Origin of the sequence: Flavihumibacter solisilvae (assembly GCF_000814475.1) — a bacterium.
GTDB classification, from domain to species: Bacteria; Bacteroidota; Bacteroidia; order Chitinophagales; family Chitinophagaceae; genus Flavihumibacter; species Flavihumibacter solisilvae.
The window spans coordinates 182,342-207,766 of the sequence record NZ_JSVC01000015.1 but is presented as its reverse complement, the minus strand read 5'-3'; the positions used below and the strand labels follow the sequence as shown (position 1 = coordinate 207,766).

The following is a 25,425-nucleotide window of genomic DNA, read 5'->3' as shown; positions in this document are numbered from 1 at the left end:
ATGAGACGTACACAATATATATTTACCGCTCTCCTGTTTATACTCCTGGCGCCAGGTTGTAAAAAACTTGACCTCACCCCGAAGGACCAGGTATCTGATCCTTCCTTCTGGAAAAAACCTTCAGATTTCCAGCTTGCAGCAAATGACTTCTACTATGGATTGATGCAAGTACCCCAATACATAGACAATACTTCCGACATAGCTTTTGGTGGTGGTGCAAACAATGTAAGCAATGGATCTTTTCTGCCCACAGCGAATTCCGAAGTTTGGGATAATGCCTTTAAGTGGATCCGGTCTACCAATTACCTGCTGGAGAAAGCTTCTGCTTCAGAACTGGGTGCTGAAATTGACCGATGGGTTGGAGAAGCCCAATTCTTCAGGGCATATAACTACTGGAACCTGGTTAAGACTTTCGGTGGTGTTCCAAAAATTGACAAGGTGCTCGATGTATCATCACCCGAATTATATAGTCAGCGTTCATCCCAGTCAGAGATCATTGATTTTATACTTGCTGATCTCGAATCTGCGGCTGCAAAACTTCCGAAACAAAACGAGTTGTCAGAAGATGACCTCGGACGGGTAACCCAGGGAGCCGCACAGGCGTTGAGAGCCAGGGCTGCACTTTACATGGGTACATGGGCAAAATACCATGGAAGCGGTGATGCAGATAAATATCTCAACATTGCGATCGAATCTGCCGAAGCCGTTTACAACTCCGGTGTATATGGTTTATATACAGATAAGGCGGAAAACAGCTATAAATACTTTTTTATCCTCCAGGGCGACGACAGTCGTGAAGTGATCCTGGCAAGACGTTACTACCAGAACAGGGTAGTGCATAACTGGACACGCGAGCTTTGGTTCAATTACATGGTACCTACCAAGAATATGGCTGACCTATATCTTGCAAAAGATGGTTTACCGATCGGCCAGTCGCCGGAGTTCCAGGGTTATGCAACGCTGACAAGTGAATTCCAGAACCGCGATCCCCGCATGGCAATGACCTTTATCGTTCCCGGATCTTCCATCTTTTTCGAAGGAGATATCTGGCAGCCAACCTTCCCTGGCTTTTCAGGAACCAACGCTACACAAACGGGATACATGATCCGCAAATTCCTCGACGAAACAACCGATGCCGCACAGTTCAGGGGGCAGTATGACTTTAAGGAAATCAGGTATGCCGAAGTATTACTTATACTTGCAGAAGCCCTGTACGAGAAAAACGGTTCTATTTCAGACGGCGACCTGGATCGCACTATTAACGTGATCAGGTCACGTGCGGGAATGCCGGCACTCACCAATGCATTTGTATCTTCAAACAATCTTGATATGCAAACTGAAATCCGTCGTGAAAGAACTGTTGAACTCGCATTTGAAGGGTTCAGAAGGGACGATCTCCGTCGATGGAAAACTGCTGAACAGGAACTCGTAAAATCAATCCGCGGTGTGAAATTTGTGGGCACAGAATACCAGCAGAAATATCCTGACCTGCAGGTAGGAACGGATATCCAGGTAGATAACAACGGATTTATCATTACAGAAGCAGCATCATCACGCCAGTTTATGCCCAAACACTACCTGTTCCCGATCCCCTTGCAACAGATCCAGCTATCCAAAGGAACACTCGAACAGAACCAGGGGTGGTAATTATTAAAACACTAATCAATTATAGCAGCACAATGAAGTATTTACTGATCATGACTTCTTTCCTCGCACTCCAGCAAGCTGCATTTTCGCAGCCGTTGCTGGGACGAGTGGATTCAGTCCTCCTGCCCTCACTGAAAATGCATTACCAGGATGAGTATGCATTTGACAAACCTTCCGATCCGCAGGACTGGCGCGACGAAAAGCGCGGACTTAATGTGTCATTCGGATCAACAGAACGCGCATATTTCCGGACTGAAGTACCGGTAAAACAGGCCAGCCTTTCCTGGGATGCCACCGGCTGGAAAGGGGAACGCCTGAATGCACAGGTACTTGTCTGGTCGCCTGACACCCTGGAGCAGGTACGGTTCCAGTTAAGCGAACTGACAGGACCAGGCGGGAAAAAGATTGGCGCAGGTCAATTCGGCCTGAATATGGTCCGCTACGTGTTGGGCAATTATCCTTATGGAGATAAAAATGCCGTATGTGGGAATACACCTTTCCAGGATGGTTTCCTGATGCCTGACCGGTTTGAAGATTTTGATCGTTTTGACGTTCCGGGCAACAGCATCAGGCCTGTATGGCTGACGCTGGATATCCCGGCTACTGCTACACCAGGTGTATATAAAGGAAAGATTACAATAAACAGCACGAAAGAGTCGAAGACACTGGATGTTTCGATCAGGGTACAGAACCAGTTACTTCCTGAAGCGACTAAATGGAGTTACCGGCTCGACCTTTGGCAGAACCCATGGACAGTCGCCTGGCTGAACAAACTCAAGCCATGGTCGGAAGAACATAAGATGTTGCTGAAGAAACACCTGAAGCTGTATGCAGATGCAGGAGGTAAATACATAACAACTTATGGCGTGCATTCGCCATGGAATGATAATTCCTACATGATTGAAGGTGGAATGATCGAATGGACCAAAACCCGGGCGGGTGCATGGCAATTTGACTATACAATCTTCGACACCTATGTTGAACTGGCGATGGAAGCCGGCGTCGACAAGGCAATAACATTGTATACAGCTGTACCCTGGGGTGATCGTTTCCGTTATAAAGACCAGGCAACCGGTAACTATGTATATGAGAACTGGGCACCAAACTCTGATGTGTACAGCAAAAACTGGAATGTATTCCTGACGGATTTTAAAAAACACCTCCAGCAGAAAGGCTGGCTGCAGAAAATGTTCATTGGCATTAATGAAAGCGAGATGAAGCACACGCTTGCCGCTATAAATGTGATCAAGAAACATTCTGCAGACTGGAAGATCACCTACGCAGGCAACTGGCACAAGGAACTCGACAACCTGCTTGACGATTATTCATTCCTCTATGGCAATGAACCCACGGCTGCGGAACTGAAACAGCGTGCGGCACGCGGCGTTTACTCTACCTTCTATGTTTGTTGTAACCCCGCCAAGCCAAACAATTTTGTATTCAGTCCACCTGTCGAAGGCCGTTGGATCAGCTGGTATTCCGCGGCATTCGGTTATGATGGATTTCTTCGTTGGGCTTACGACGCGTGGCCGGAAGACCCGTCAAGGGATGCCCGCTTCGGATCATGGCCGTCCGGTGATTGTTACATGATCTATCCCGGCGCCGTAAGTTGCGTTCGTTATGAGAAAATGCGGGAAGGAATTGCCGACTTTGAAAAGATCCGGATTGTCAGGGAAAAAGCTTCCCGCTCACAGGATCCGCAGGTTAAGCAATTGCTGAAATCGTTTGATGAGCACCTGGTTGTATTCACCAAAGAAAAAGAGTTTGATGAAGCAAAGATCACCGGTGATGTTGACAAAGGCCGCGAGTTACTGGAAAAATTAAGTGACAAATTATAATTGATTAAAACTATAGGATGGCAAGAAAATATTTTCTGCTGACGATATTAATCTTCGGTCTGATGCCTGTGGGATTCCCGCAGGCATCGTCCGGTCAGCTCGTTTGCACAGAAAAAGATGAATACGTACTGACAAGCGTATTGACACCTGCAGGGCCGGTACCAACCGCACTTGACCCGAATGGCGTTTACCCATACATGAGCTATTCGGAAACATCGAACAGGCCAGTATTGAAGAAATACCGTTTTGTAACTCTTGAGAACAGCAAAATGAAAGTGGTGATCTGTCCCGACCTCGGCGGCAAAGTGATTTCCATTGTTCACAAAGGATCAGGAAAGGAAGTATTGTATGTACCCGACATGATCAGGTACACCAGGATCCTTCCACGTTTCTATTTTATCGCCGGCGGTATTGAAGTCAGCTTTCCGATTGCCCACTCTCCCTCTCAGAATGAACACGTCATACATCAGGTGGACCGTACTAAGGATCGCATCTACGTGAGCTGCGGCGAAAGGGAGCTGAGGTTCGGTATGCATTGGACGGTTGAATATTCGCTGGGACCTGACGATGAATTCCTGGCGCAGCGTGTCAAATTCCTGAACCCGGGTACCCGCTCCTACCCCTGGATGTCGTGGTCAAATGCAGCAATACCTTCAGCGCCAGATACGAAATACAATTTTCCTAAGGGCCAGGTTCTATCACATGCATCAACGATTGATACGATCGACTGGGTGAGTGAGGGCCCGAAAACGGAAAAAGACATCCGCGAGATGACAGGATATTTCTGGAAAACAAAGGATGCCAATGCCTTCGGCGCTTATACTCCATCGTTAGGCACCGGGTTGTATCATATTGCTGACGAAAAAATTGCAGACGGGATCAAGCTGTGGAGCTATGGGAACGGTGCAGACAGTGCGTGGGCAACGCTCAGCACTGCAAAGCACCAGCCATATGCGGAGATCCAGGGTGGCCCGATTGGTGACCAGTCAATAAAGCTTGAACTAAAGCCAAAAGAAACAAGATGGCATGTAGAATACTGGATTCCCTCCGATCGGGAACTGGATATACATGCATTAAAAGTCCCGGCTGCGAATTTGAGGCCGCTTGATCTCGTACCGCTTTTTGGCTGGGCAAGAAAAAATGAGGTGAGCAACTGGCTCGGGTTGCAGCAGGCATTTAAGTCAGGTAATGCGCTTCCCCAGCCACCGGAGGTGAGCCAGAATTTCTGGGCGCCATCAGGAATCGAGGACCTGGATGGTCCGTTCAAAGCTGCCATCGCAGCTGCGAGGGGTGATAATAAAGATCTGTGGCGTTTTTATTACGGTACCTGGCTCGCAGGTCGTGACAGGAATAAAGAAGCGAAGGCAGAACTGGCAGCATCAAATAATGGACTGGCAAAAGCAATGCTTGCCAGGTTATTGAAACAGGAAGGAGATATGGAAGGCGCCCGAGGCGCAATGGACGCGATCAGGGAAAAATGGCTGCTTTTGCATCCCCAAATTGTTGTAGAGAGAGATAAGATCCTGCGCAACCTCGGGGCAAAGACATTACCGGAAAGGGAGAAATGGTTGTCACAGGTTGATGCCATGACAGACGAATGGGTAATTGAACGAAGGGTACAATTGATGATCGATAAAGGAATGACAAAAGAAGCAAAACAAGTTTTACTCGCCACGCCTTTCCAGAAAGTGCACCAGACGTACACGCGAACAGGGCTATGGATGCAGATCTGCGAAAAACTCGGCGAGCCGGTTGAGCCGATCCCACAGCAACTGGGCGAAGACAGGCTTGCCAGGTTTGGGGCATACAGGGAATTTGAGTAAGCAGGATGGGGCGGTAAGTGAAAAAGTGAATATGGCGACTATTAAATAAGAAGCCTGGCGAGTGCCAGGCTTCTTTTATTGGAGTGGGGCTACGATTTTTTTTATCGCGTTGCCACGTTCAAGTTGCTTCTGGTCGAGCCAGAGTTCCTGTTGGCGTGCCACCAATTGTTCGGCGTGCCAGGCCATCACTTTTGCTTTTAACCTTTCGATGGAACGTTGTTTGTTCTCAAGCTGCGAACGACTGTCAGACGCGAATACACGAATACCTGAAGGCAAATGGATTGCCCTTACAGCAGTTTCAACTTTATTTACATGCTGTCCACCAGGTCCGGATGCGCGACAGGTTTCAAAACGAAGGTCACCTTCATTCCAGTGCATTTGCTTCATCACGTCATATACGGAAACGCCTACAAACCAGTTCTTCCTTTTGCACAGTTTGCGATATGGGCTAACTGATACCCATTGTATAGTTCCTTCCCACTCACTTATAAACGACAACAGCGTTTTGCCTTCCGCAAGCAAGGTGGCAGACGAAAGGGCCCCTTTAAGATCGCCCTTAATGCCACCGACCACTTCGATTGAAATACCGGCATTACGAGCTTGTCCCAGGATTATTTCCTGCACCTTCCCCACAACCCTGCAGCATTCAACCGGTCCCTGCCCGGCTGAGATCTGTATGATTACTTTTCTCATTTGTTATTCTTTATTCATCCTTACAATTTTTGGCATGAAGCGACCCTGGATAGAAACAAGATCCTGTTGGGCAGTCATGACATTTTCGATATCCTTATACGCCTGCGGGTTTTCTTCGATACTACCGCCGATCAATGTGACTCCCGCATTGGCCAGGATCTTTTTTAATGCCGACGATGTCATTGATTCCCTTGCACGTTGACGACTCATTGCACGCCCTGCGCCATGTGATGCGGAATAGAGGGATTCTTCAACCCCTTTACCTGATACCAGGTAAGCTGCCGTGGTCATACTGCCCGGCACAATTCCTAACTCGCCTGCATGGGCCGGGGTCGCACCTTTCCGGTGGACAATCACCTCGCTTCCATCCGCCAGGTGCTCTTTCCAGGCGAAATTGTGGTGATTTTCGATCCTCCGTAAAACCTGCAGCCCTGTGGCATTTACAAGGCTGTGATGAATGCGGTCATGACAAGCCTTCGCATATTCACCCGCGAGGTTCATACTAAGCCAATACTCTTGTCCGGCTTCGCTGTCCATGTCGAGCCAGGCCAACTGCCGGGCTTCACGGGGTAACCTGCATGTGTCCATAGCTATTTCGGTGTAATGCGTAGCGATTGCTGCGCCCAGCCCGCGGCTTCCGCTATGGGATAAAATAGCGAGATATTTCTTTGCAGGCAGTTCAAGTGTATTGTTCCCGAACAGCTCGATAACCCCAAATTCAACAAAGTGGTTTCCGCTTCCTGACGATCCCAACTGCCGGGCGGCCTTTACCTGTAATCGCTTCAGCAATTCTGTTGACCCGAATGCTGCATGATCCAAAACGGGATGTTCCTGCCTGCTGTCAAGGCCGCCTTCTGTTCCAAAATGAGTATGTTCTTTCAATGCTGTTTTAAGCTGATATGAATTACTTTTTAAGAATTCTTCGCCTTCGCAAAGAATCGAAAGTGACATCCTGCAGCCAATATCAACTCCAACGGCATAGGGAACCACTGCCTTGCTGGTAGCGAGTACTCCGCCAATTGGCAATCCATAGCCCAGATGTGCGTCGGGCATCAGGGCGCCCTGAACAGTTACCGGTAGCGACATAGCTGTTTCCATTTGCTTTTTCGCAGCGTGTTCAACAGCTTTTCCGCCATAGATCTTAAGCTGCCCGGTTTGTTCCAGGAGATCGAATGCCTGGAAATTGCAGGGCATTTCAGTGGAAACAAATGTGCCCGCAATCTTACCCAGCACCGGATCATTTACATAGTCCGCCGGTGAATTCCTGATGTTTTGTAAAAGTGTTTCCAGTTCTGCCCTCGAAGCGTGTTTATAGTACTTAGAAAAAATATTCACCACAAGGCTCCTGGCAACATCATTAGTATAGCCGAGCTTACTCAGCTCTTTCGGTTTAAATTGATTAAAACTCAAAATCTGAAATTTGAAATATGAAAAAAAGAAGCCTGCTCCTTCAAAAGTGAAGCAGAAAATACTGGTTTAAGCAAAAAGAGAGAGACGGTAAATTGATTAACATGTATGCGCAACCGAAGAAACCGATTAGCTAAGAATCATGTGACTACCGAAGACTATCAATTTGCAATAAAACCTTCACCAGCCTGGTCAGGCGGCAATAAACGGGGATGATATGTAGGTATTCCGAATCATATGATTGTGCATTTAAGGTTACACAATATTGTTAGAGAACGCAAAGCTATAATAAATTTCCAGTAATCAAAATACTGCAATCAAAATTTGTAGTTGATGGAGAAGACAATACCGAAGTCAAACTTCCGGTTTTCAGCTACTGGTGGCTTGTTGTCAAAGTTGCTATAGAATTCGAATCCTAAATCGAAGTCGCTGATGATTTCCCAGGTCACATTAAATGAACCATCATTACGGAATCGATTTCCCTGTGACAGGCTATAGAACATCGACTCGGCAACCTGGAAACTTATTTTGGGCTTTTCAAACTGGTAGAAGTTTATTTGCAGCTGACCAAATAATTCAGAAAGTGCTCCTGAACTTTCGCCTTCCGTGTTTTTTTCCATATTTAAAACAAATCCTGTCCGTGCCCAGCTGTAAACCTTTTTGCTGCGGATAAATTTATTTCCGATACCCACACCCTGCATAAAACGACGTTGCAGACCGAGTTCAAGATTTCGCTGGTACGCGAGAAAAACGGTACCAAACCAGTTTCTTATGAAGTAGTGGTTATACTTGACACTTGCATCTTCACGATCGCGGCTGAACAACGAATCATAAATGGAATAAATACCTGAAGCTGAAATAATAACCTCACCTTTTCTCGAGGCATAATTAATATCGGTATTGAAATTCAGTCGTCCAAAGCCGCTCGACCTGGTATAGGTGTAACCCAGTCCAACCGATCCGGTGAAACGCTGAGCGAAAGATTTTTCAAAAGCATACAAAACCGAAATGTCCTGGATACTGATTACCGTAGTATCACCACTACTTAATATGTACACGAGGTTCTTCTGTTCATGTACAGCTATCGTACCAAAGAAAAAGCGGTTATCGATCGTCTCGATCCTGAATACTTTACTTCTTGCGGAGATCGCAGAAATTTTCCTTTGCTGTATGGTAATGTCACTGACATCATCCGGATCGAAGGTCAGTATACCAAGCTTGACTTTCTTCAATTCGCCAATGATCATGCTGCCATTACTGAAGAAAATGGTATCCTTTATTTCCTGTGCAAGACAGGAAACTGACAGAAGAAAAGCTATACAAAAAAACGTGGGTTTCATTATTCCACTTCCACTACCATTTCTACTTCAACGGCCATGTTGAAAGGCAGAGCATTAACCGAAAGTGCTGTCCTGGCATGTTTACCCTTATCGCCAAAAACCTGGATCAACAAATCGGAATATCCATTAATAACCTTTGGCTGATCATAAAACTCAGCCGTACTGTTTACAAATCCATTCACTTTCACGATCCTCCTTACCTTGCCGAGATCGCCAAGCAGGTCTTTCAAAACGGCAACCTGGTTAACAGCTGTAAGCCGTGCTGCTTCATATCCCTGTTCTATGGTAAGGTTCTCTCCCAACCTGCCTGTAATGTATTCTCCATTTTCTTTCTTTGGTCCTTTCCCTGCAAGGAATACAAGGTTTCCAGTCCTAACTGCATTAACATAACTGGCTACAGGAGCGCTTGCAGGTGGTAACTTTATTTTCAATTTATCCAGGTTCTGTTCGGGCGTCTGGGCAACCGATATGTGGGTAAGCGCCAGTGCGAGGACGAGCATAAGCAGTTTCATACGCAACCGATTTATGGGGAAGAGTTTTTGTAAATTACCAAATCAATTATTAGTATGAGCAAAGTACCAACACTTTTTGAATGGGCGGGAAACATGGAAACATTTGAAACGCTGTTTTCACGTTTTTACGATAAGGTCCTGAAAGATGACCTGCTCGGAGATGTATTCAGGAATATGTCACCAGACCACGTGCAACATGTAGCGCATTTCGTTGCAGAAGTGTTTGGTGGTGAGAAACAATATACGAACCAGGACAAAGGGAGCCATTCTTCAATGATCGGAAAACATATCGGGAAGATGCTGGACGAAGAAAAGAGACAGCGTTGGATGCAGCTCTTACTGGTAACTGCTGATGAAGTCGGACTTAAAAGTGATCCCGAATTCCGGTCAGCGTTTGTTGGTTACCTTGAATGGGGTACGCGCATCGCAGTAATAAATTCACGGCTCATCAATAACCCGGTTGACCAGCAAGAGCCGATGCCCAGCTGGGGATGGGGTGAAACAGGTGGTCCTTACATACCGGAATAAAAAATGTCCGCAGGGTTTACCACGGACATTCTTAATTTCTTCCCTTCCCATTTATTTCACGTGGGAGCTAACGATCTTGGCCAGGTCGAACATAGAAACCTGAGACTTACCGCCAAACAAAACTTTCAGTTTTGCATCGGCATTGATCATGCGCTTGTTCTTTGAATCCTGGAGTCCTTGCTTCTTGATATAGTCCCAGATCTTCTTAATGATGTCTGTCCGTGGCAGAGGCTTTGAACCTATAACGTCAGCGAGTGCAGTACTGGGTTCCAGTGGAGCCATAAACGCCGCATTCGGCTTACGGGCAGACTTTTTTGCAGCTTTTTTAGGAGCAGCTTTTGCAGCTTTTTTAGGAGCCGCTTTTTTGGGTGCCGCTTTCTTAGCAGCTTTTTTCGGGGCTTCCTTTTTTGCCGCCTTTTTAGGTGCAGCTTTTTTAGGAGCCGCTTTCTTTGCAGCTTTCTTTGGAGCCGCTTTCTTAGATGTTGCCATGGTAGATGTTTGGGTTAGTATGACTGGATACTTCTACTAAAATAAGAAAATGTATTTATGAAAAAGAAGTAATTCAGGAGGAATTTCCCTCGGAAACAGGCAAAAAATCCACTACCGGCGCCATTAAGCTCGGATACCGGGTAAAACAGTACAGGTGATTAAGTAAATTGTAGCATCATTTTTCCTCCCCAAATCTCTTTTACCATGAAGTTAAAAGTGGTGGTTGCAGGTGCCGGCTTTGGCGGGCTTGAGCTCAGTTCCATCCTTTCTGAGCAACTCGGAAATGACCTTGATCTGACGCTGATCGACAAAAGCGATTCGTTTTATTTCGGCTTCTCAAAGTTTGAGGTCATGTTCGGGCACAGAACGACGGAAGAAGTGCTTGTCCCCTACGAGGCCATTAACAAACCGGGCGTTAAGTTCATCCAGGAGAATATAACGGCGATCGACCCGGTGGAAAGAAGAATTACAACTGATGGCGGAACATACCAGGCAGACATCCTGGTTTTGGCACTTGGAGCCGACTATGATATAGCAGGAACTCCAGGGCTGAAAGAGAGTGGCAATGAATTCTATTCACTCCCTGGCGCTGAAACTCTCCGGACGATTTTACCTGCTTTTTCCAAAGGCAGGATAGTTGTGGGTGTCTGTTCAACTCCTTTTAAATGTCCGCCCGCACCAAGTGAGGCAGCACTTCTGATGCACGATTATCTCACCCGGCGGAATATACGACAACACTGTTCGATAACCCTGGTAATGCCTTTTGGGCTGCCGGTTCCGCCGTCACCGGAAACCTCCAAAGCATTACTAAAGGCTTTTGAAGAAAGGAACATCGAATATATTCCCAAACAAATCGTGCGTGAAATTGATCCTTTACAAAAGGCGGCAGTATTAGACGATGGACGGGTTCTTCCCTTTGATCTCTTCCTGGGTATTCCCAAACACCGCGTGCCAGCAGTCGTTGAAAAAAGCGGGATGACCGTCAACGGCTGGATCCCGGTTGACCCGCAGAACCTGAAGACAAATTACGCAGGGGTTTATGCCATTGGCGATGTAACCAGCGTTGGAACACCCAAGGCAGGAGTATTTGCAGAAGGTGCAGGCCGGGTGGCAGCAGAATCCATTATTGCGTGGTGGCATAACAAACAGGGGCCTTTGGCATATTCCGGTGAAGGCACCTGTTATGTTGAGTTTGGAGGTGGCCGGGTGGGAAAGGTAAATGTCAATTTCTTTTCGGGACCAAAACCTACCGGCGCCTATACGGAGCCGTCCGAAACGCTCCTCGAGGAAAAAAAAATATTCGGATCAAGCAGGATCCAACGCTGGTTTGGAAGGTGAGCTGAATGCAGCTTACTCATTAATGGATGTTTCCGCCAACAGGTAAACCGCTTGGTACTGATTCAGGGATCTTGCGGTCGTACTTTTCATCGTTAAGCGTGTTCAAAAACTCGACGATCGTATTGATATCACCAAACTTCACCTTGACCATGCCGGCAAGGGTATCCAATTGTTCCTTTTTTACATGGGGATTTGGCAGATCTTTTCCCGGAAGATCTTCATAAAAAGTGAGTACATCATTCAATGTCTGGATTTTACCGTTATGCATATACGGCCGGGTAAACCTGAGGTTTCTCAGGGTCGGGGTGCGAAAGGCAAAGCTTTTCATAAACCCGGAATCAGGTAACGAAAGCAGTTCACTTTCAGCTACGCCTAATACGTGTGTTTTATAGTCAGAAAGCATCGGGCCACTGTGACACCTGGCGCAGCCGCTGCTAATGAACAGCTGCATGCCTTCGATTTCGCGGGCAGACATAGCCGTTTTATCGCCCCGCATATACCTATCGAACCTGGAATTATTTGCCACAAGGGAGCGCTGGAAGCTGGCCAGGGCCTTACTGATATTTTCAACAGAAACTGCTTCATCAGTGCCAAATGCCGATTTAAAAAGCTTCCTGTATGTAGCAATTTTCCCAACTCGCTTTGCAACCTCATTTGTAATATCTTCTTCCCCATAACCATGGCCGCGCATTTCTTCCAACGTGCGAACCGGCATCATCGCCTGCTCTTCGAGTCCCCCGGCCCGGAGATCCCAGAACATTGGGGCTTCTGCAGGAATATAATTCCCTTCCTGGTCAATACCGCTGAACGCCACATTTAACAGCGATTGTGCATTCCGCTTTGTAAACGGGATCTTATTGCGTGAGTTAAAATGGCGCTGTTCGCCAAGGCCACGACCATTAACGCCAATGGATAGCTGCAGGCTTTCTGCGTAACCGAATTCGGGATGGTGACAGGTTGCACAGGCTACGTCATTGCCGCCTGACAGCACCGGGTCATAAAACAACAACCTGCCGAGTTCGATTTTTTGTGCAGTTGTCGGATTGCCTGCAGGTGATTCAAAAGTTTCAGGCAAGGCGGAAATTTTACCAGGATCAACCTGTTCCTTCCTGCGGTGAGCGGGTTTGCGCTCATCCGCAGGAGACTTACAGCTTTCGACCATGACCAGGCAGGAAACGATCAAAGCTACCAGGATCACTATTACTTTTAACCGCATTCTTCTTCCCTATTTTACATTCAACTCAACAACGGTATCAGGCCCCGTTAATTCCACTCCATCCAGGTTTATAATAAGGCCCTCGTTGTACTGGCGAAACTTAACTGCCTTTTCAGTTCCGAGAAGAACAGCCGATTTCACCTTTCCTGTTACACCTGGCAGGTAAACACTGTTGCCTGCAGGGGACCTAAAGAAATGAACAAAGATCCTTTTGTCTTTTGTTGTTGTAACGCCCCAGGGCTGTGGCGCAAGGGGACCGCTACGAGTACCATAGATACTTTCCCCGTTTTGCTGAAGCCACTTACCGGCTTCAGCCAGCGAATCACAGAATTCGGGCTGGATGAGTCCATTGGGCATTGGTCCCACGTTGAGCAGGAGATTTGTGCTTCTCCCAGCTGCACCTGCCAGGAGGCGAATGATCTCATCCACAGTTTTAAATCTTCTGTCGGTAATGTTATAGCCCCATGAACCATTGATTGTTTCACAGGTTTCAACCGGCACTTCCACAGATGCCTCCTGGAAGCTGAGACCCGATTTATTTTCTCCCGGCAGGTCGCGTTCGAACATCTGGAAATCCTCGCCGGAAATGGGTGACAAATGATGGTTATTGCCGATCATACATTGTGGCTGAAGGCGATGGATCAGGCCGTAGATTTCATCATACTTCCAATCGATACGGGACGTGCGGTCCGTATGACCTTCGGGGTTAGTCTGGTCCCAGTGGCCATCAAACCAGATTGACATGATCTCACCGTAATTGGTCAGCAGCTCGGTCAGCTGGTTCTTCATAAACTGCAGGTAGGATGCATAGTCGCTCTTTGCTGTACGACCTGTACCCTGCCCGGTTCTGCCCGTTTCGTAGGGATAGTCATCGCGCGACCAGTCCAGTGTGGAATAATACAATCCCAACTTGATTCCCTGGCGCTTGCACTCATCAGCAAGCTGGCGAAGTACATCTTTACGATACGGGGTATTGGTAATTTTCCAGTCTGAATATTTGGTATCCCAGTTCGAGAATCCGTCATGGTGCCGTGTGATGAACACGATATAATGCATCCCGGCATTTTTTGCCGTAGTCACCCATTGCTTTGCATCAAATTCCGAGGGGTTGAAAGCAGTCAGCAGGCGCTTGTAATCTGTCACTTTTATGTTCCGGTTATTCATTACCCATTCACCATCGCCAAGCATGCTCGACAATCCCCAGTGAATGAACATCCCGTATTTATTATCCTGGAACTGGGTGCGGGCTGCGATGTTTTCTTTGGCGGGTATATATTCCTGCGCGTTTACAGCTGAACTTAGGGCAAGAATTGAGAGAGCAACGATGGTCTTTTTCATGGCGCAAAAAAATGTATTTAATCAACCTTTGAAGGTAATAGATTTGGCAACCTGCAGATCGTGATTGCTTACTCAATTTTATCAAAGTCTGACAGTACATTAACTATTGCGCCAGCCGGCTCGCCAGGGAGGCCTTCTTAAAGCAGGTGAAACTCATCCCGCTTTTGTTCTTAAAAAACTTGCTGAAATGAGCCAGGTCGTCGAATCCTAACCGGTAGGCAATCTGCTTCATGCTTTCATTGGAGTAAATGGCCATCCGCTTGGCTTCAAGGATGATCTGTTGCTGTATATGGTGGCTGGCTGTTATCCCGGTAATCTTTTTGACCGTACGGTTGAGATAATTTGCGGTCACACACAGTTCGTCAGCATAATCAGAAACCTGCTTCTTCTCAATAAATCTTTGCTTAAGCAGGGATTTAAAGCTGCTCACGAGTAACCGGTCGCCGGAACCTGCTGCTCCCCCCTCAAGTTCGGTCACGTTCCTCGAAAAATAGATCATAAGCATATTCAACAATCCTGAGAGTAACGCATCGTGTAACAGGAATCGTTGCTCCACTTCTTCCTGCATCTTCCTGCAAATACCATCTATTTCATTTTCCAGTTTTTCCCCTGCGATGATTACCGGGACAGCAGGGTTCAGGTGCTCATCCAGCCAATTATCAATTGACGAAATATTGCTGCCAAGGAAAAGAAATTCCCTTGAGAACGATAACCTGAACCCACATACCCGGCCGGTAAAATGGAAATGCCTTACCTGGCCGGGGAGAAAGCAATAGACGGCCTGTTGCCTGACGGCACTGATCGTATGGTCGACGATGATTGTCCCCTCTGCACTTTTCAACCAGATAAACTCGTAAAGCGTAAGACGATCCTGGCTGGCCAGGATCTGGCTATCCGGGGTTATCGCTTGAAGGTCGTCGATCCCGAAATGATGACCCGCCTGGTAATAGTCTTTACGAACTGAAGTTGATTGCATGATACAGGGTTTGGTCCAGGCTATATATGTCAATTCGGATGCCAATGTGTAATACATTCATTTACAATCATATACAGCTCAACTGGAAGATATGTTCCTGTCGGTATTTCGCTAATTGGTGAAATTGTTGGTGCTATTTGAACAGGGCTTTGGCTTAACTTTATTAAATGCCAAAACAACCGCAGACAGTCCATGAAAATGAGATGTTGCTTTCGGTGATCAATGACATAGCAACTTCAAGCAACAAGCTGAACATTCTGCAGCTCATTCAGCCAAAACTCAAAGAGCTGTTCCAGACTGAAGACATTTTCATCTGCCGGCTCGATAATGAAACCGAAACAATACAACCATTTCTGCGAGTGGCTTCAGAATCGAGACAGCGGTTCCCGGAATACGCACGGGTACTGACTGGCATGTTCAGCATCCATGAACGGTTCATTTCACATATACTCCAATCAAAACAGCCGGTTCAATATGATCTCGAAGCTGTATGTAACTGGCCGGGAGCGCCTTACTATGCAAAGATTTCCTACGCTGCAGGAATCAGGGAAAGCATTTCAACAGCGCTGCATTATGGCGACCAGGTTCTTGGCGTACTAACCTTGTGGTCAGATAAAAAGGGAGCTTTCAAACAGCATCACAAAAAACTGATCCTGAAGGTGGCTGACCAGGTAGCGATCATCTTAAGCAATATTTCAGATAATGAAAAGATCAGGCAAAAGGAAAAGGAAAACCAGGTGCTGATGGCGGTTAGCCATGCAATAGCAGCGATCCGGAATAAAAATGACATGATCACTGCTATCCAGAAAACACTTCAGTCAGCATTACAGTTCTCCGATATTGCCATTACAAAATTCAACCTGGAAAAGCAAACGTTCCGGGTGTTCCTGGAATCATGCGAGAAGACAAGCCAGCATCCGGATTTCCAGGACATCGCCTTCAGGGAATACCCGATTGCAGACGGCATACATGACGTAATCATGAATTCTGAAAAGGCAGTTGTGTTGTCGGTCAGGGACCTGCTGGATAAAGGTATGGTGCATATAGAATTCCTGCAGCAGGCAGGCATTAAGGAGCTGGCCGGGATCCGGCTTAAACACAATAACAATATTATTGGTACAATGGTGCTGCTGTCTGCAGAAGACAATTCATTCTCCCGTTCAGACAGGCGATTGCTGGAAGAAGTATCCCATCATTTCGCAACGGCGATGGTGAATATCATTTATCATGAGGAAATCAGGGAAAGAAGCAGGAAGAACGAGATCCTGTTATCAACTGCGAGCGCCTTTTCTTCCATCCGCGATAAACAGGACCTGTTGCAGATCCTCAGGCAACAGCTGGAAAGCCTGTCTTTTTACAGTGATATCTCCATTTCCAAAATCGATAGCAACAATAAAACATTCAGTGCATTCCTGGTTAATGAACATTCGTCGAGGCAAACAGACAGCCGGTATCCACAAATGCGTGCTGCACATCATCCCTACCCTGACGGTGTATTTGAGGTTGCGCTCCGGTCCAGAAGGCCGGTAATATTTGACATTGATGAGATCCTGGGCCAGGGAAACGCGCCATCATATATCCGCTTTCTGCATGAAAATGGAACTGTGGAGATGGTTGGTATTTCGTTGCGGGACAGGAACCGGGAAATAGGTGTGTTGTTCGTATTTGCCAATAAAAAACGGACATTCTCAGAACTCCAGTTCAATATTGTGCAGGGCATCGGAAACCAGTTGGGAACAACCGTTGCCAACATACTGGCGAACGAAGAGATCAGGATGCGTGACCAGGAAAAATCAGTGCTGCTGAACTTCATTAAAGATATTGCAGGTGTAAGGAACAAGGATGACCTGTTCAGCGTGGTAAAGGACAGGATGGGAGAATTGTTCGGCGCAAAGGGTTTCGCGATCGGCCTGATCAATGATGACGGTGATACGCATAGCGTTTACCTGTTCGACCTTGAAGACAGGATAAGGAACCATGAAGATTTTAATAGTGTTATCCAAAACAGGCATCCCATCAGGGATGGCTATTTCGATGAGGTACTCGGCTCAATACAGGCGGTTACTTTTATCGTAAGTAATATTACGGGCAGCGACCAGATACCGATGTATGTTCAGTTCTGGCAGCAAGTGGGAATTGAGGTAGCGGTCGGTTCACCTTTACGCGTAGGCAACAACAAACTGGGCGTGCTGTTCTTTCATACCGAAGCGGCAAACACCGAAACAATTACCAGCAAACTGAACCTGCTGCAGGGCATCAGTGCCCAGATCTCAATTGCACTTTCAAACATCCTGGCAAATGAAAGGATCGTCCGGCAGATGGCTGAAATCAGCCGTTATAAAGAACAGCTGGAAGAAGAGAAACAGTACCTGCAGGAAGAAGTGAGCAGTGCCTATGCCTACAATGAGATCATTGGTGCCAGTGTAAGCATGCAACAGGTATTTCAATTACTGTCACAGGTTTCATATGCCAGCAGCACGGTGCTGATACTAGGGGAAACAGGCACTGGTAAAGAACTGATTGCCCGTGCCATCCACAATACTTCACCGAGGAAGGACAACCTGATGGTAAAAGTGAATTGTGCGGTGTTGCCCCTTAACCTCATCGAGAGCGAGTTATTCGGACATGAAAAGGGTAGCTTCACCGGTGCAACGGAACGGCGTATCGGGAAATTTGAACTGGCCAATAACGGGACCTTGTTTCTTGATGAGATCGGCGAACTCCCGAATGACCTGCAGGTAAAATTGTTGCGTGCGATCCAGGAAAAAGAGATCGAACGCATTGGGGGAAAGTCCACGATCAAAGTGAATGTCCGCATTATTACCGCAACCAATCGCGACCTTCAAAAAGAGGTGGACGAGGGAAGGTTCCGACGGGACCTGTACTACCGGCTTAACGTTTTCCCCGTAAGCCTTCCTGCGCTGCGGGACCGGAAGGAGGATATTCCTTCGCTCGTAGCCCACTTTATAGACAAATATTCAAGAACCACCGGCAAAAAGATCAACAATATTTCGGCCAGGGCAATGAAACAGTTGTTCGCATACAACTGGCCAGGCAATGTACGTGAACTGGAGCACCTGATTGAAAGAAGCGTATTACTTGCCGATACTTCAATGATAAAAGAAGTGCACCTGCCGGTCAACAACAAACAGGAACTGAAAAACAGCCTGAAGGAACAATACCTGAAGTCACACGAAGAAAATGAACGTGACCATATCATCAGTGTTCTCAATGAGTGCAATGGAAAAATCTTTGGGACCGGCGGAGCAGCAGAGATCCTCAAACTACCTGTATCCACACTGAATTCCAAGATCAAAAAACTCGGGATCAGGAAAAACAAAATGTTTACATGAAAAAGAAAATGCTGATCGTTGAAGACCAGTTTATCGAGGCCAACAACCTGCAGATGATCCTTGAGAAATCGGGGTATCACGTTTGCACCATTGCCAGGTCTGTTCCCGTAGCGCTGGAAATAGTTGAAAGAGAGAGGCCGGATATGGTCTTACTGGATATATTTCTCCAGGGCTACCAGACAGGAATTGATCTTGCGAAAGTTCTGAAAGAAAAGAATATCGGTTTCGTTTACCTGTCTGCCAATTCCAATAAAAAAACACTGGAAGAAGCAAAAGTTACCCGTCCTTATGGCTTCCTGGTAAAACCATTCCGGGAAAAAGAGCTGCTTGTAATGCTGGATATTGCCTGGTACCTGCATGAAGAACTCATGGAGATCCATGGAAGAAAAAAGGAGAACAACACAGGCATCCGCGGAGATGAAAAGGAGAATGCATTCAACAACATCATTGGAGAAAGCCCTGAATTCCGGGACATCCTGAAAATGGTTTCCCGTGTGGCACCTTCAGATACGTCTGTATTATTGCTTGGAGAAAGCGGTACAGGTAAGGAAGTTATCGCAGCTGCGATCCATGAACATTCAAAACGCAGGAACAAAGCATTTGTAGTGGTGAACTGTGCAGCATTGGCATCCACACTTATAGAGTCGGAATTATTCGGCCACGAACGTGGAGCATTCACGGGCGCAGTAGAAAAACGGACCGGTAAATTCGAACAGGCGAATGGTGGAACAATCTTCCTTGACGAGATTGGCGAGATGCCCCTGGAAACGCAGGTGAAACTGCTTCGTGTGCTGCAGGAAAAGGAAATTGAAAGGCTGGGTGGACGTAACACAATTAAAACAGATGTCAGGGTCATTGCTTCAACAAATCGAAATCTCGAACAGGAAATAGCTTCCGGGAGATTCCGGCTCGACCTATTCTACCGGCTTAATGTTTTCCCGATAACCTTGCCGCCGCTGCGGAACAGGAGGTCTGACATTCCCCTGCTCGCACGTCATTTCTTACGGAACTATTCAAGGGTGACAGGCAAGAGCGTCGATGACATTTCACCGGTTACCCTGGACAGGTTGCTGGAGTACGATTGGCCCGGCAACATCCGGGAACTTGAAAACCTGATTGAGAGAGCTGTATTGCTGGCGAAAGGGAACAGGATAGAAGAAATAGCCCTACCCTTTCAAACAGGAAAAAAAGCCGCTCTGCCAGGCAGTGATGCCGGCACTTTAAAATCCATTGAAGAAAATGAAAAAGAACATATTATTACGGCCCTGGTCCAGTGCCACGGTAAAATTTCCGGCGAAGGGGGTGCGGCGCAACTCTTAAATATTCATGTGTCTACCCTTAATGCCAAAATAAAAAAACACGCAATCAACAAGGAGCATTATTATCATTGATAAAAACCCGTCATAACACCTTCTTAACTGCCATTCTGTGCACACTGTTCCAGCTGGCAGCAACAACCATTTTTTGCCAGAACAACAAATCAGAATGGTTATACGCACTCAGAAATGAAATAGGCAAATCTTACCATTACGATAAGGGGAAAATAAAGTCCATCGCAGAATTGCACTCGGACGCACCAGAAAGTGGAGGCGGCAATCAATTCAGGCATTTATTGAAGATCCAGGAGGCATATTCCGTTTTCAAATTTGATTCTGCGTATTTCTATGCGATGAAATTGAAAGAAGCAGCAGGCGCGGATTCACTGCTTGCGAAGCAGGCTGAATTGAAAATCTGTGCAGTATTGCTTTCAGCGGGAATGTTCAAGGAAATGTTCGACACGCTGAAACTCTTCAGTCCCCAGGGCCTTCCGGATTCCGTACAAACATCCTACTATATTCTCAAAGCACGCAGTTATACGGATCTATCGGAATACAACCAGGCGGGAATTTTTGGAGACCTATACAATGTCCAGGCGGATAATTATATAGATTCCTGCATCAGTTCGTCACCCGAAAATTCATTCACCAGGTTATACTACGAAGGCTTAAAAAGCATCCGGCAGGAAGATATCCGGGAAGCAGGCCAATACTTCAACCGGCTGACAAAAGATCCGGCGCTGACATTACATGAACAAGCTATTGCCTATTCGACTTTCAGTGACATTTACATCAGAAGAGGCATGACAGATTCTGCGATCATATTGCTGGCTGAGGCAGCGATTGCAGACATCCGTTCCTCAACAAAAGAAACTACTGCCATTTTGCACCTGGCCACCTTACTCTTTAAGCTGGGCGACATTGAGAATGCTTCGTTATTCATTCAAAAAGCGGCGAGTGATGCTAAAACTTTCGGGGCCAGGCAGCGTATGGTGCAGCTAGGCAATATATTACCGGTCATCGAAGCTGAAAGGGTTGCTTCAGTTGAAAAGGACAAGCTGAATATAACTTTGTATGCGTTTATTATTACGCTGCTATTCATCATGCTGATTGCCCTGAGTTTTATTATTGCGAAGCAGGTCAGGAAGCTCAATACACAGCAAAAACTCATCAATGAAAACAATACCGTACTTCAGCGCCTGGTAGAAGAAAAAGAATGGTTACTGAAAGAAGTGCATCACCGGGTAAAAAACAACCTTCATACAATTAACAGCCTTCTTGAATCACAGTCGGCCTATCTTAAGAATGATGCATTGAATGCAATTCGTGATACGCAGCACAGGGTCTTTGCCATGTCACTTATTCACCAGAAACTTTACCAGCCCGAAAGTAAATCGACCGGGATCGAGATTTCAGTATACCTGCTTGAGCTGATCAAAAACCTGCAGGAGAGTTATGAGACCGGTCAGCGGGTGATCATCCAAACAAACCTTGACTCCCTTACACTAGACATTTCACAGGCTGTACCCATTGGACTGATCCTTAATGAGGCTGTCACAAACGCGTTAAAGTATGCATTCCCGATGCAACGCCAGGGGGAAATCAACATCAGGCTGACAAAATCATCGAATAATCATTTCATACTGGAGATTTCAGACGATGGGATAGGCCTGCCTGAACAATTTGATGCAGGCAACAATAAATCACTCGGCCTGAAACTGATGAGAGGCCTGAGTGAAGACCTGTCGGCGCGATTCAGTATTGAAAATAGAAAAGGAACACGTATTATTATAGACCAAACGAAATCACGATGACGCGATTGCGGCCAAAAAACTTCCTGTGGCTATTTACCATTATCCTGATCAGCGGCTGCAGCTATGACGTAGTGAAAACGGAACCGGAATCCTTTGACGACAAGAGCCCGGTAACGATCTTTGCAAACGCAAATGGCGGGAACAAAGGTCTATTAAATTTCAACGGCCCTGTGTATGTGCATCTTGGCCTTATCACCGACAGCTCCATAAATCCCAATCATTGGCGGTACGTGAAATTTTCCTGGGGTTCGGAGGATGAGCAGGCAAGGGCTAAACCCGCAGGTAATAACAAATGGTCATACACCATTCCCAATATCAGGAGCTTTTTTGGTGTACCTGAAAAAGAGAAGATCCTGCAACTGGCAGTATTGTTCCGCCAGGGCGGCTGCATCGACACTTTCTGTCTCGCACTGAGAAATGTTGACCGGACAGATATTTTTCTTCCAGTCAAAGGCGAAAAGTAACCACCCGAAAATTAAGTGAGTCAAAGGTTAATCGTCCGGATAAACTCCGAAGTGGTTAACAATGTATGTCCGTAATGGGGAAAATTAGTTTCTACGGTAGCCCGGATCTCTTCCCAGCTGAAAGCCGCAATGCCGTCCCGGATCAGGGTAACATGGTAGCCCAGTTCAATTGCATATCTGGCTGTGGAATCGACACAGGTGTTTGCCCTCATACCGGCAAGCACCAGGTATTCAATTCCATGCAACCTTAGGATAAAATCGAGGTCGGTGTTGGCGAATCCGCTGCTGGTCCAGTGGTGTTGGGCAACCAGGTCGCCTTCCCGGGCTGCAAGTTCCGGGTGAAATTCCGCACCCCAGCTGTGCTTTTCAAACAACATGGTTTTCTTACTACCGGCATGGGAAGGGGCCATAAACTTCCAGTTCAGGTAATCACCTTTCTCCGTATGATGATGCGGAGCATAAACTATCCTCATGTTCAACTTCCTGGCAGCCGTTACCAGTGATTTCAGATTTTTTACCAGCCCCACTCCTTCTACCGTTTCCTTAGTGAGTGACCACAATTTGCCTCCCTCAGAAAGGAAGTCATTGAATGGATCAATCAATACCAATGCTGTTTTATCCGGCGGATACATATTCATCGAATGAAGATTTACCCGCCGAAACTACAATCCGGGATTGTCTTAGTCAATGGACTAATGAAGGAAAAACTTAGATAAAACTGTTATTGCAGTCCACCCCTGCCACTGTATAAACGAATCGGACCATCCAGTTTCACTTTCAGAACAGTAACGTATTTGTCCAGCACATTTTCCGGTACATTTATGTAAACCAGTCCGGGTACCGGGCTCCAGGAGATCTTTCCGACAATCTTATGCTCGATCTTTGTCCCGTTACCCAGGACTGTAATATTGTCGATCTTGTTTTTCAGGCCTTTAAGCGTTATCTCGCCTGAGATCTTTCCCTGGAGGAACAGGTAAAGTACACTTGAGTCTTTCGACAAAGTTGTTGCTCCATAAAAGTGCCCCTGCGGAATTCCGGCTACGGTTTCGAATATTGCCTCGCCGTGTTTTTTATTCCAGGCACCCAATTCTTTCAAAACGTTCACCTGTTCAGCCGGAATAGTTCCATCTTCCATAGGTCCCATATCGAGCAGCAGGTTACCTCCATTAGCAACTGCGTCCACAAATATTGTGATCACTTCATGAGGCGTCTTCCAGTTATTGTCATGATGAAAGCCCCAGTTGTCGTTAGTGGTCATGCACAGCTCCCACCAGTTGTAATTCGGGCGGCTAACCGGGAAGTTCTGTTCCGGGGTTTCATAATCACCGTAACCTTGCAGCCTACCATTTATGATTGCATTGGGATTTCCGGCAAGGATGATATTCCGTACTTTCTGTGATTCCCATTCCTCGGCAGAATGCTCCCAATCACCATCAAACCACCACAGATCCGGCTTAAATTGGGTACTGATCTCGCTGATCTGCCCCTGGAAGAAATTCCGGAACCGGTTCCACCTTGGGTAATCGGAAGCCACTTTATATCTCGAGCTGTCTTTCAGGAAACCGGGGTAGTCGGGGTGCGACCAGTCGATCAAAGAATAATATGCGCCGCATTTGATATTGCGCTTCCTGAGCTCTTCAAAAAAGGGCTTTACCATGTCCTTTTTAGCAGGTGTTGCTTTTACACTGCTCAGGTTATTCATTTTCGTATCGTACATAGCAACCCCGTCATGATGCTTTGTTGTAATAACCGCATACCGCGCACCGCTTTCCTGGATCAGGTCTGCCCAGAAAGCAGGATCGTATTTTTTAAGGGTAAAACCTTTCAGCTGCTTCATGTAATCAGCATAGCTGATTTTCTTATTATGAAAACTCCAGGATTCATCAATACCATTTACGGCATAAATACCTTCATGAATGAATATTCCGAGTTTCGCATCAGCGAACCATTGCATTTTATCTTTAATACCGGTTGCTTCAACCTTTGACTGTGCATTTACATTAAGTGCTGACAGGAAACACAACCCTGCGACAGTGCTTTTTATTTTCATTTCTAATTGAGTTAAGCGGGGATAAACCAATGGGTAAAAGTAAAATTTCCCCGGGATGGTCCGAATCCTGAAATCTTCCCTTTTCTGCCTGAAATTTCACCTACCTGCTGTTACGCTGCCAGAAAGTCACCAAACATTCAGGCGACCCGGCTTGTTGTAAGTGTAAACCTGGCATGTGGGGATAGAAGTAATTTTCCTTTTTGTTACACTATTTTTTGTAACACTGGGATTCTGGATGAGGTCTAACAAAAATGAAAAAGACAGGCAGGAACAATAGTAAGCTTCACATTTTTGCGGAAATCTCCGGGATCAGAAGGGTGCAGCATGAAAGCAGGATCCTTCAAGGCAAATTACAGTCCGAAACGCACTACAACCACTTCTTCTTTTTAAACCAGAAATATATTCCACCGGCTACTACCAGCATAAGGAGAAGTACTGCCGGGTAACCCCATTTCTGCCGAAGTTCAGGCATAAACAGGAAGTTCATACCGTACACGCCCACGATGAAAGTGAGCGGCATAAAGAACACGGAAAAAACAGTTAGAATGCGCATTACTTCATTCGTGCGTTGCGCAGCAAATGACATAGAGAGGTTCAGCAGGTTATTAACTTCTTCCACGATCTGGCCATAAACAGTCTGCATTTTCAGGTGCTGGTCTTTTAAATCCTGGAGCAGGGGTGCCTCTTCTCTTGACTTAATAAAAATATGATTGATCGGCTCGAGCATTAGCGTCAGTACCTTATGAGAAACTATAGCCTGGCGTTTTATGTAATAGAGCGCTTCGGTGATGTCGCTGTCCATCTGTTTCAACATCACCTGCTTTTCATAAAAATCAACCTGCTCAGTTATCCGGTTTGCGGGATCGTCATAGGTTTCCAAAGCCTGCCAGATGATGCGCGACAACAAGCCCGGGGCACTGATCTTTCGTTGTACTGATTCATATCTTTTCGCCAACGGTTCAAGAAATGGGGTTTCCTTTTTGTGAATAGTGATCAGCAGGTCGTGGGTGGAGAAGATGGCAATTTTATCAGTCAGTTCCTGGATAGTTGAGATGTGCGACTGATGTGTAAAGGAATAAAACCGAAGTATCAGGAAATCCACATTGTTGATTTCGTCCCGTTCGTACTTAGGAAGATGTTCTGGCTGGAGGCAGTCCCGCACCGTATGTTCGTTCAGGTTGTATTCGCTGGCAAGTGCGGACATTTCATCAGCCGACGGATCAGTGACATCTATCCATTTCAACTTTTCTGTAACAATTTTCCTGACTATAGCCATAAGTCGA

At 46.4% G+C, this 25,425-nt stretch carries 20 protein-coding genes; 9 read left to right on the top strand and 11 right to left on the bottom strand.

The features are described from left to right. The 3 genes from OI18_RS13655 to OI18_RS13645 are packed head-to-tail and all read left to right on the top strand — an operon-like array spanning position 1 to position 5,308. Positions 1-1,647, top strand: a complete 1,647-nt coding sequence (locus tag OI18_RS13655) for a RagB/SusD family nutrient uptake outer membrane protein (RefSeq protein WP_039140602.1) — start codon at positions 1-3, stop codon at positions 1,645-1,647. Positions 1,648-1,679: 32 nt separating this feature from the next. Beyond that, on the top strand, positions 1,680-3,485 hold the full coding sequence (locus OI18_RS13650) for a DUF4091 domain-containing protein (RefSeq protein WP_082037972.1): 1,806 nt from the start codon (positions 1,680-1,682) through the stop codon (positions 3,483-3,485). A 17-nt stretch (positions 3,486-3,502) separates the two neighbouring features. Further along, positions 3,503-5,308: a DUF5107 domain-containing protein gene (locus OI18_RS13645; protein WP_039140600.1), complete on the top strand. Its 1,806-nt coding sequence runs from the start codon at positions 3,503-3,505 to the stop codon at positions 5,306-5,308. Between the two features lie 75 nt (positions 5,309-5,383). On the opposite strand, the gene prfH is transcribed toward OI18_RS13645, so the two are convergent. The 4 genes from prfH to OI18_RS13625 form a co-directional block, all read right to left on the bottom strand. Beyond that, positions 5,384-6,001 carry a peptide chain release factor H gene (prfH, locus tag OI18_RS13640; protein WP_039140599.1) on the bottom strand — a complete coding sequence of 206 codons (618 nt, stop codon included), beginning with the start codon at positions 5,999-6,001 and terminating at the stop codon, positions 5,384-5,386. 3 nt (positions 6,002-6,004) lie between these two features. Next, a complete protein-coding gene (locus OI18_RS13635) occupies positions 6,005-7,411 on the bottom strand; it encodes an RtcB family protein (RefSeq protein ID WP_039140597.1) in 1,407 nt (468 codons plus the stop codon). A 314-nt stretch (positions 7,412-7,725) separates the two neighbouring features. Beyond that, positions 7,726-8,748, bottom strand: a complete 1,023-nt coding sequence (locus tag OI18_RS13630; RefSeq protein WP_039140595.1) for a DUF481 domain-containing protein — start codon at positions 8,746-8,748, stop codon at positions 7,726-7,728. After that, complete coding sequence (locus tag OI18_RS13625) at positions 8,748-9,260, bottom strand: RidA family protein (RefSeq protein WP_039140593.1); 513 nt, start codon at positions 9,258-9,260, stop codon at positions 8,748-8,750. Before OI18_RS13625 ends, OI18_RS13630 begins: the two co-directional genes overlap by 1 nt. A 54-nt stretch (positions 9,261-9,314) precedes the next feature. Here OI18_RS13625 and OI18_RS13620 point away from each other — a divergent pair, with 54 nt between their 5' ends. Then, positions 9,315-9,788: a group II truncated hemoglobin gene (locus OI18_RS13620; RefSeq protein WP_039140591.1), complete on the top strand. Its 474-nt coding sequence runs from the start codon at positions 9,315-9,317 to the stop codon at positions 9,786-9,788. A gap of 51 nt (positions 9,789-9,839) precedes the next feature. On the opposite strand, the gene OI18_RS13615 is transcribed toward OI18_RS13620, so the two are convergent. Next, positions 9,840-10,277, bottom strand: a complete 438-nt coding sequence (locus tag OI18_RS13615) for an SWIB/MDM2 domain-containing protein (RefSeq protein WP_039140588.1) — start codon at positions 10,275-10,277, stop codon at positions 9,840-9,842. Between the two features lie 204 nt (positions 10,278-10,481). On the opposite strand from OI18_RS13615, the gene OI18_RS13610 reads away from it, so the two are divergent. Next, positions 10,482-11,615 (top strand): NAD(P)/FAD-dependent oxidoreductase, encoded by a 1,134-nt coding sequence (locus OI18_RS13610; RefSeq protein ID WP_039140585.1) that lies wholly within the window; start codon positions 10,482-10,484, stop codon positions 11,613-11,615. A 19-nt stretch (positions 11,616-11,634) separates the two neighbouring features. Here the strand turns inward: OI18_RS13610 and OI18_RS13605 are convergent, their stop codons facing one another. From OI18_RS13605 to OI18_RS13595, 3 genes are all read right to left on the bottom strand, one after another. After that, positions 11,635-12,831, bottom strand: coding sequence for a cytochrome-c peroxidase (locus tag OI18_RS13605; RefSeq protein ID WP_039140583.1), 1,197 nt, complete (start codon positions 12,829-12,831; stop codon positions 11,635-11,637). A 9-nt stretch (positions 12,832-12,840) separates the two neighbouring features. Next, entirely contained in the window at positions 12,841-14,169 is a 1,329-nt protein-coding gene (locus tag OI18_RS13600) for an alpha-L-fucosidase (protein WP_039140582.1), read from the bottom strand. Between the two features lie 103 nt (positions 14,170-14,272). After that, entirely contained in the window at positions 14,273-15,145 is an 873-nt protein-coding gene (locus OI18_RS13595; protein ID WP_160290236.1) for a helix-turn-helix domain-containing protein, read from the bottom strand. Between the two features lie 167 nt (positions 15,146-15,312). Here OI18_RS13595 and OI18_RS13590 point away from each other — a divergent pair, with 167 nt between their 5' ends. The 4 genes from OI18_RS13590 (at position 15,313) to OI18_RS13575 (ending at position 22,092) form a co-directional block, all read left to right on the top strand. Then, positions 15,313-18,498 carry a sigma 54-interacting transcriptional regulator gene (locus OI18_RS13590; RefSeq protein WP_082037971.1) on the top strand — a complete coding sequence of 1,062 codons (3,186 nt, stop codon included), beginning with the start codon at positions 15,313-15,315 and terminating at the stop codon, positions 18,496-18,498. Continuing rightward, positions 18,495-19,889 (top strand): sigma-54-dependent transcriptional regulator, encoded by a 1,395-nt coding sequence (locus OI18_RS13585; RefSeq protein WP_039140580.1) that lies wholly within the window; start codon positions 18,495-18,497, stop codon positions 19,887-19,889. The genes OI18_RS13590 and OI18_RS13585 overlap by 4 nt, the downstream gene beginning before the upstream one ends. Positions 19,890-20,167: 278 nt before the next feature. Continuing rightward, positions 20,168-21,628 (top strand): sensor histidine kinase, encoded by a 1,461-nt coding sequence (locus OI18_RS23830; RefSeq protein ID WP_160290235.1) that lies wholly within the window; start codon positions 20,168-20,170, stop codon positions 21,626-21,628. Further along, on the top strand, positions 21,625-22,092 hold the full coding sequence (locus OI18_RS13575) for a hypothetical protein (RefSeq protein ID WP_039140578.1): 468 nt from the start codon (positions 21,625-21,627) through the stop codon (positions 22,090-22,092). Before OI18_RS23830 ends, OI18_RS13575 begins: the two co-directional genes overlap by 4 nt. A 20-nt stretch (positions 22,093-22,112) precedes the next feature. On the opposite strand, the gene OI18_RS13570 is transcribed toward OI18_RS13575, so the two are convergent. From OI18_RS13570 to OI18_RS13560, 3 genes are all read right to left on the bottom strand, one after another. Continuing rightward, positions 22,113-22,730, bottom strand: coding sequence for a cysteine hydrolase family protein (locus tag OI18_RS13570; protein ID WP_039140577.1), 618 nt, complete (start codon positions 22,728-22,730; stop codon positions 22,113-22,115). Between the two features lie 83 nt (positions 22,731-22,813). Beyond that, a complete protein-coding gene (locus OI18_RS13565) occupies positions 22,814-24,142 on the bottom strand; it encodes an alpha-L-fucosidase (RefSeq protein ID WP_039140575.1) in 1,329 nt (442 codons plus the stop codon). Between the two features lie 367 nt (positions 24,143-24,509). Next, positions 24,510-25,418 (bottom strand): CorA family divalent cation transporter, encoded by a 909-nt coding sequence (locus tag OI18_RS13560; RefSeq protein WP_052273207.1) that lies wholly within the window; start codon positions 25,416-25,418, stop codon positions 24,510-24,512. Between the last annotated feature and the right edge of the window lie 7 nt (positions 25,419-25,425).

Excerpts from the sequence above, each read along its gene's own strand:
- OI18_RS13655 (WP_039140602.1), top strand. The coding sequence starts at position 1 with ATGAGACGTACACAATATATATTTACCGCTCTCCTGTTTATACTCCTG.
- OI18_RS13650 (WP_082037972.1), top strand. The coding sequence starts at position 1,680 with ATGAAGTATTTACTGATCATGACTTCTTTCCTCGCACTCCAGCAAGCT.
- OI18_RS13645 (WP_039140600.1), top strand. The coding sequence starts at position 3,503 with ATGGCAAGAAAATATTTTCTGCTGACGATATTAATCTTCGGTCTGATG.
- prfH (WP_039140599.1), bottom strand. The coding sequence starts at position 6,001 with ATGAGAAAAGTAATCATACAGATCTCAGCCGGGCAGGGACCGGTTGAA.
- OI18_RS13630 (WP_039140595.1), bottom strand. The coding sequence starts at position 8,748 with ATGAAACCCACGTTTTTTTGTATAGCTTTTCTTCTGTCAGTTTCCTGT.
- OI18_RS13625 (WP_039140593.1), bottom strand. The coding sequence starts at position 9,260 with ATGAAACTGCTTATGCTCGTCCTCGCACTGGCGCTTACCCACATATCG.
- OI18_RS13620 (WP_039140591.1), top strand. The coding sequence starts at position 9,315 with ATGAGCAAAGTACCAACACTTTTTGAATGGGCGGGAAACATGGAAACA.
- OI18_RS13615 (WP_039140588.1), bottom strand. The coding sequence starts at position 10,277 with ATGGCAACATCTAAGAAAGCGGCTCCAAAGAAAGCTGCAAAGAAAGCG.
- OI18_RS13610 (WP_039140585.1), top strand. The coding sequence starts at position 10,482 with ATGAAGTTAAAAGTGGTGGTTGCAGGTGCCGGCTTTGGCGGGCTTGAG.
- OI18_RS13605 (WP_039140583.1), bottom strand. The coding sequence starts at position 12,831 with ATGCGGTTAAAAGTAATAGTGATCCTGGTAGCTTTGATCGTTTCCTGC.
- OI18_RS13600 (WP_039140582.1), bottom strand. The coding sequence starts at position 14,169 with ATGAAAAAGACCATCGTTGCTCTCTCAATTCTTGCCCTAAGTTCAGCT.
- OI18_RS13595 (WP_160290236.1), bottom strand. The coding sequence starts at position 15,145 with ATGCAATCAACTTCAGTTCGTAAAGACTATTACCAGGCGGGTCATCAT.
- OI18_RS13590 (WP_082037971.1), top strand. The coding sequence starts at position 15,313 with ATGCCAAAACAACCGCAGACAGTCCATGAAAATGAGATGTTGCTTTCG.
- OI18_RS13585 (WP_039140580.1), top strand. The coding sequence starts at position 18,495 with ATGAAAAAGAAAATGCTGATCGTTGAAGACCAGTTTATCGAGGCCAAC.
- OI18_RS23830 (WP_160290235.1), top strand. The coding sequence starts at position 20,168 with ATGAAATTGAAAGAAGCAGCAGGCGCGGATTCACTGCTTGCGAAGCAG.
- OI18_RS13575 (WP_039140578.1), top strand. The coding sequence starts at position 21,625 with ATGACGCGATTGCGGCCAAAAAACTTCCTGTGGCTATTTACCATTATC.
- OI18_RS13570 (WP_039140577.1), bottom strand. The coding sequence starts at position 22,730 with ATGAATATGTATCCGCCGGATAAAACAGCATTGGTATTGATTGATCCA.
- OI18_RS13565 (WP_039140575.1), bottom strand. The coding sequence starts at position 24,142 with ATGAAAATAAAAAGCACTGTCGCAGGGTTGTGTTTCCTGTCAGCACTT.
- OI18_RS13560 (WP_052273207.1), bottom strand. The coding sequence starts at position 25,418 with ATGGCTATAGTCAGGAAAATTGTTACAGAAAAGTTGAAATGGATAGAT.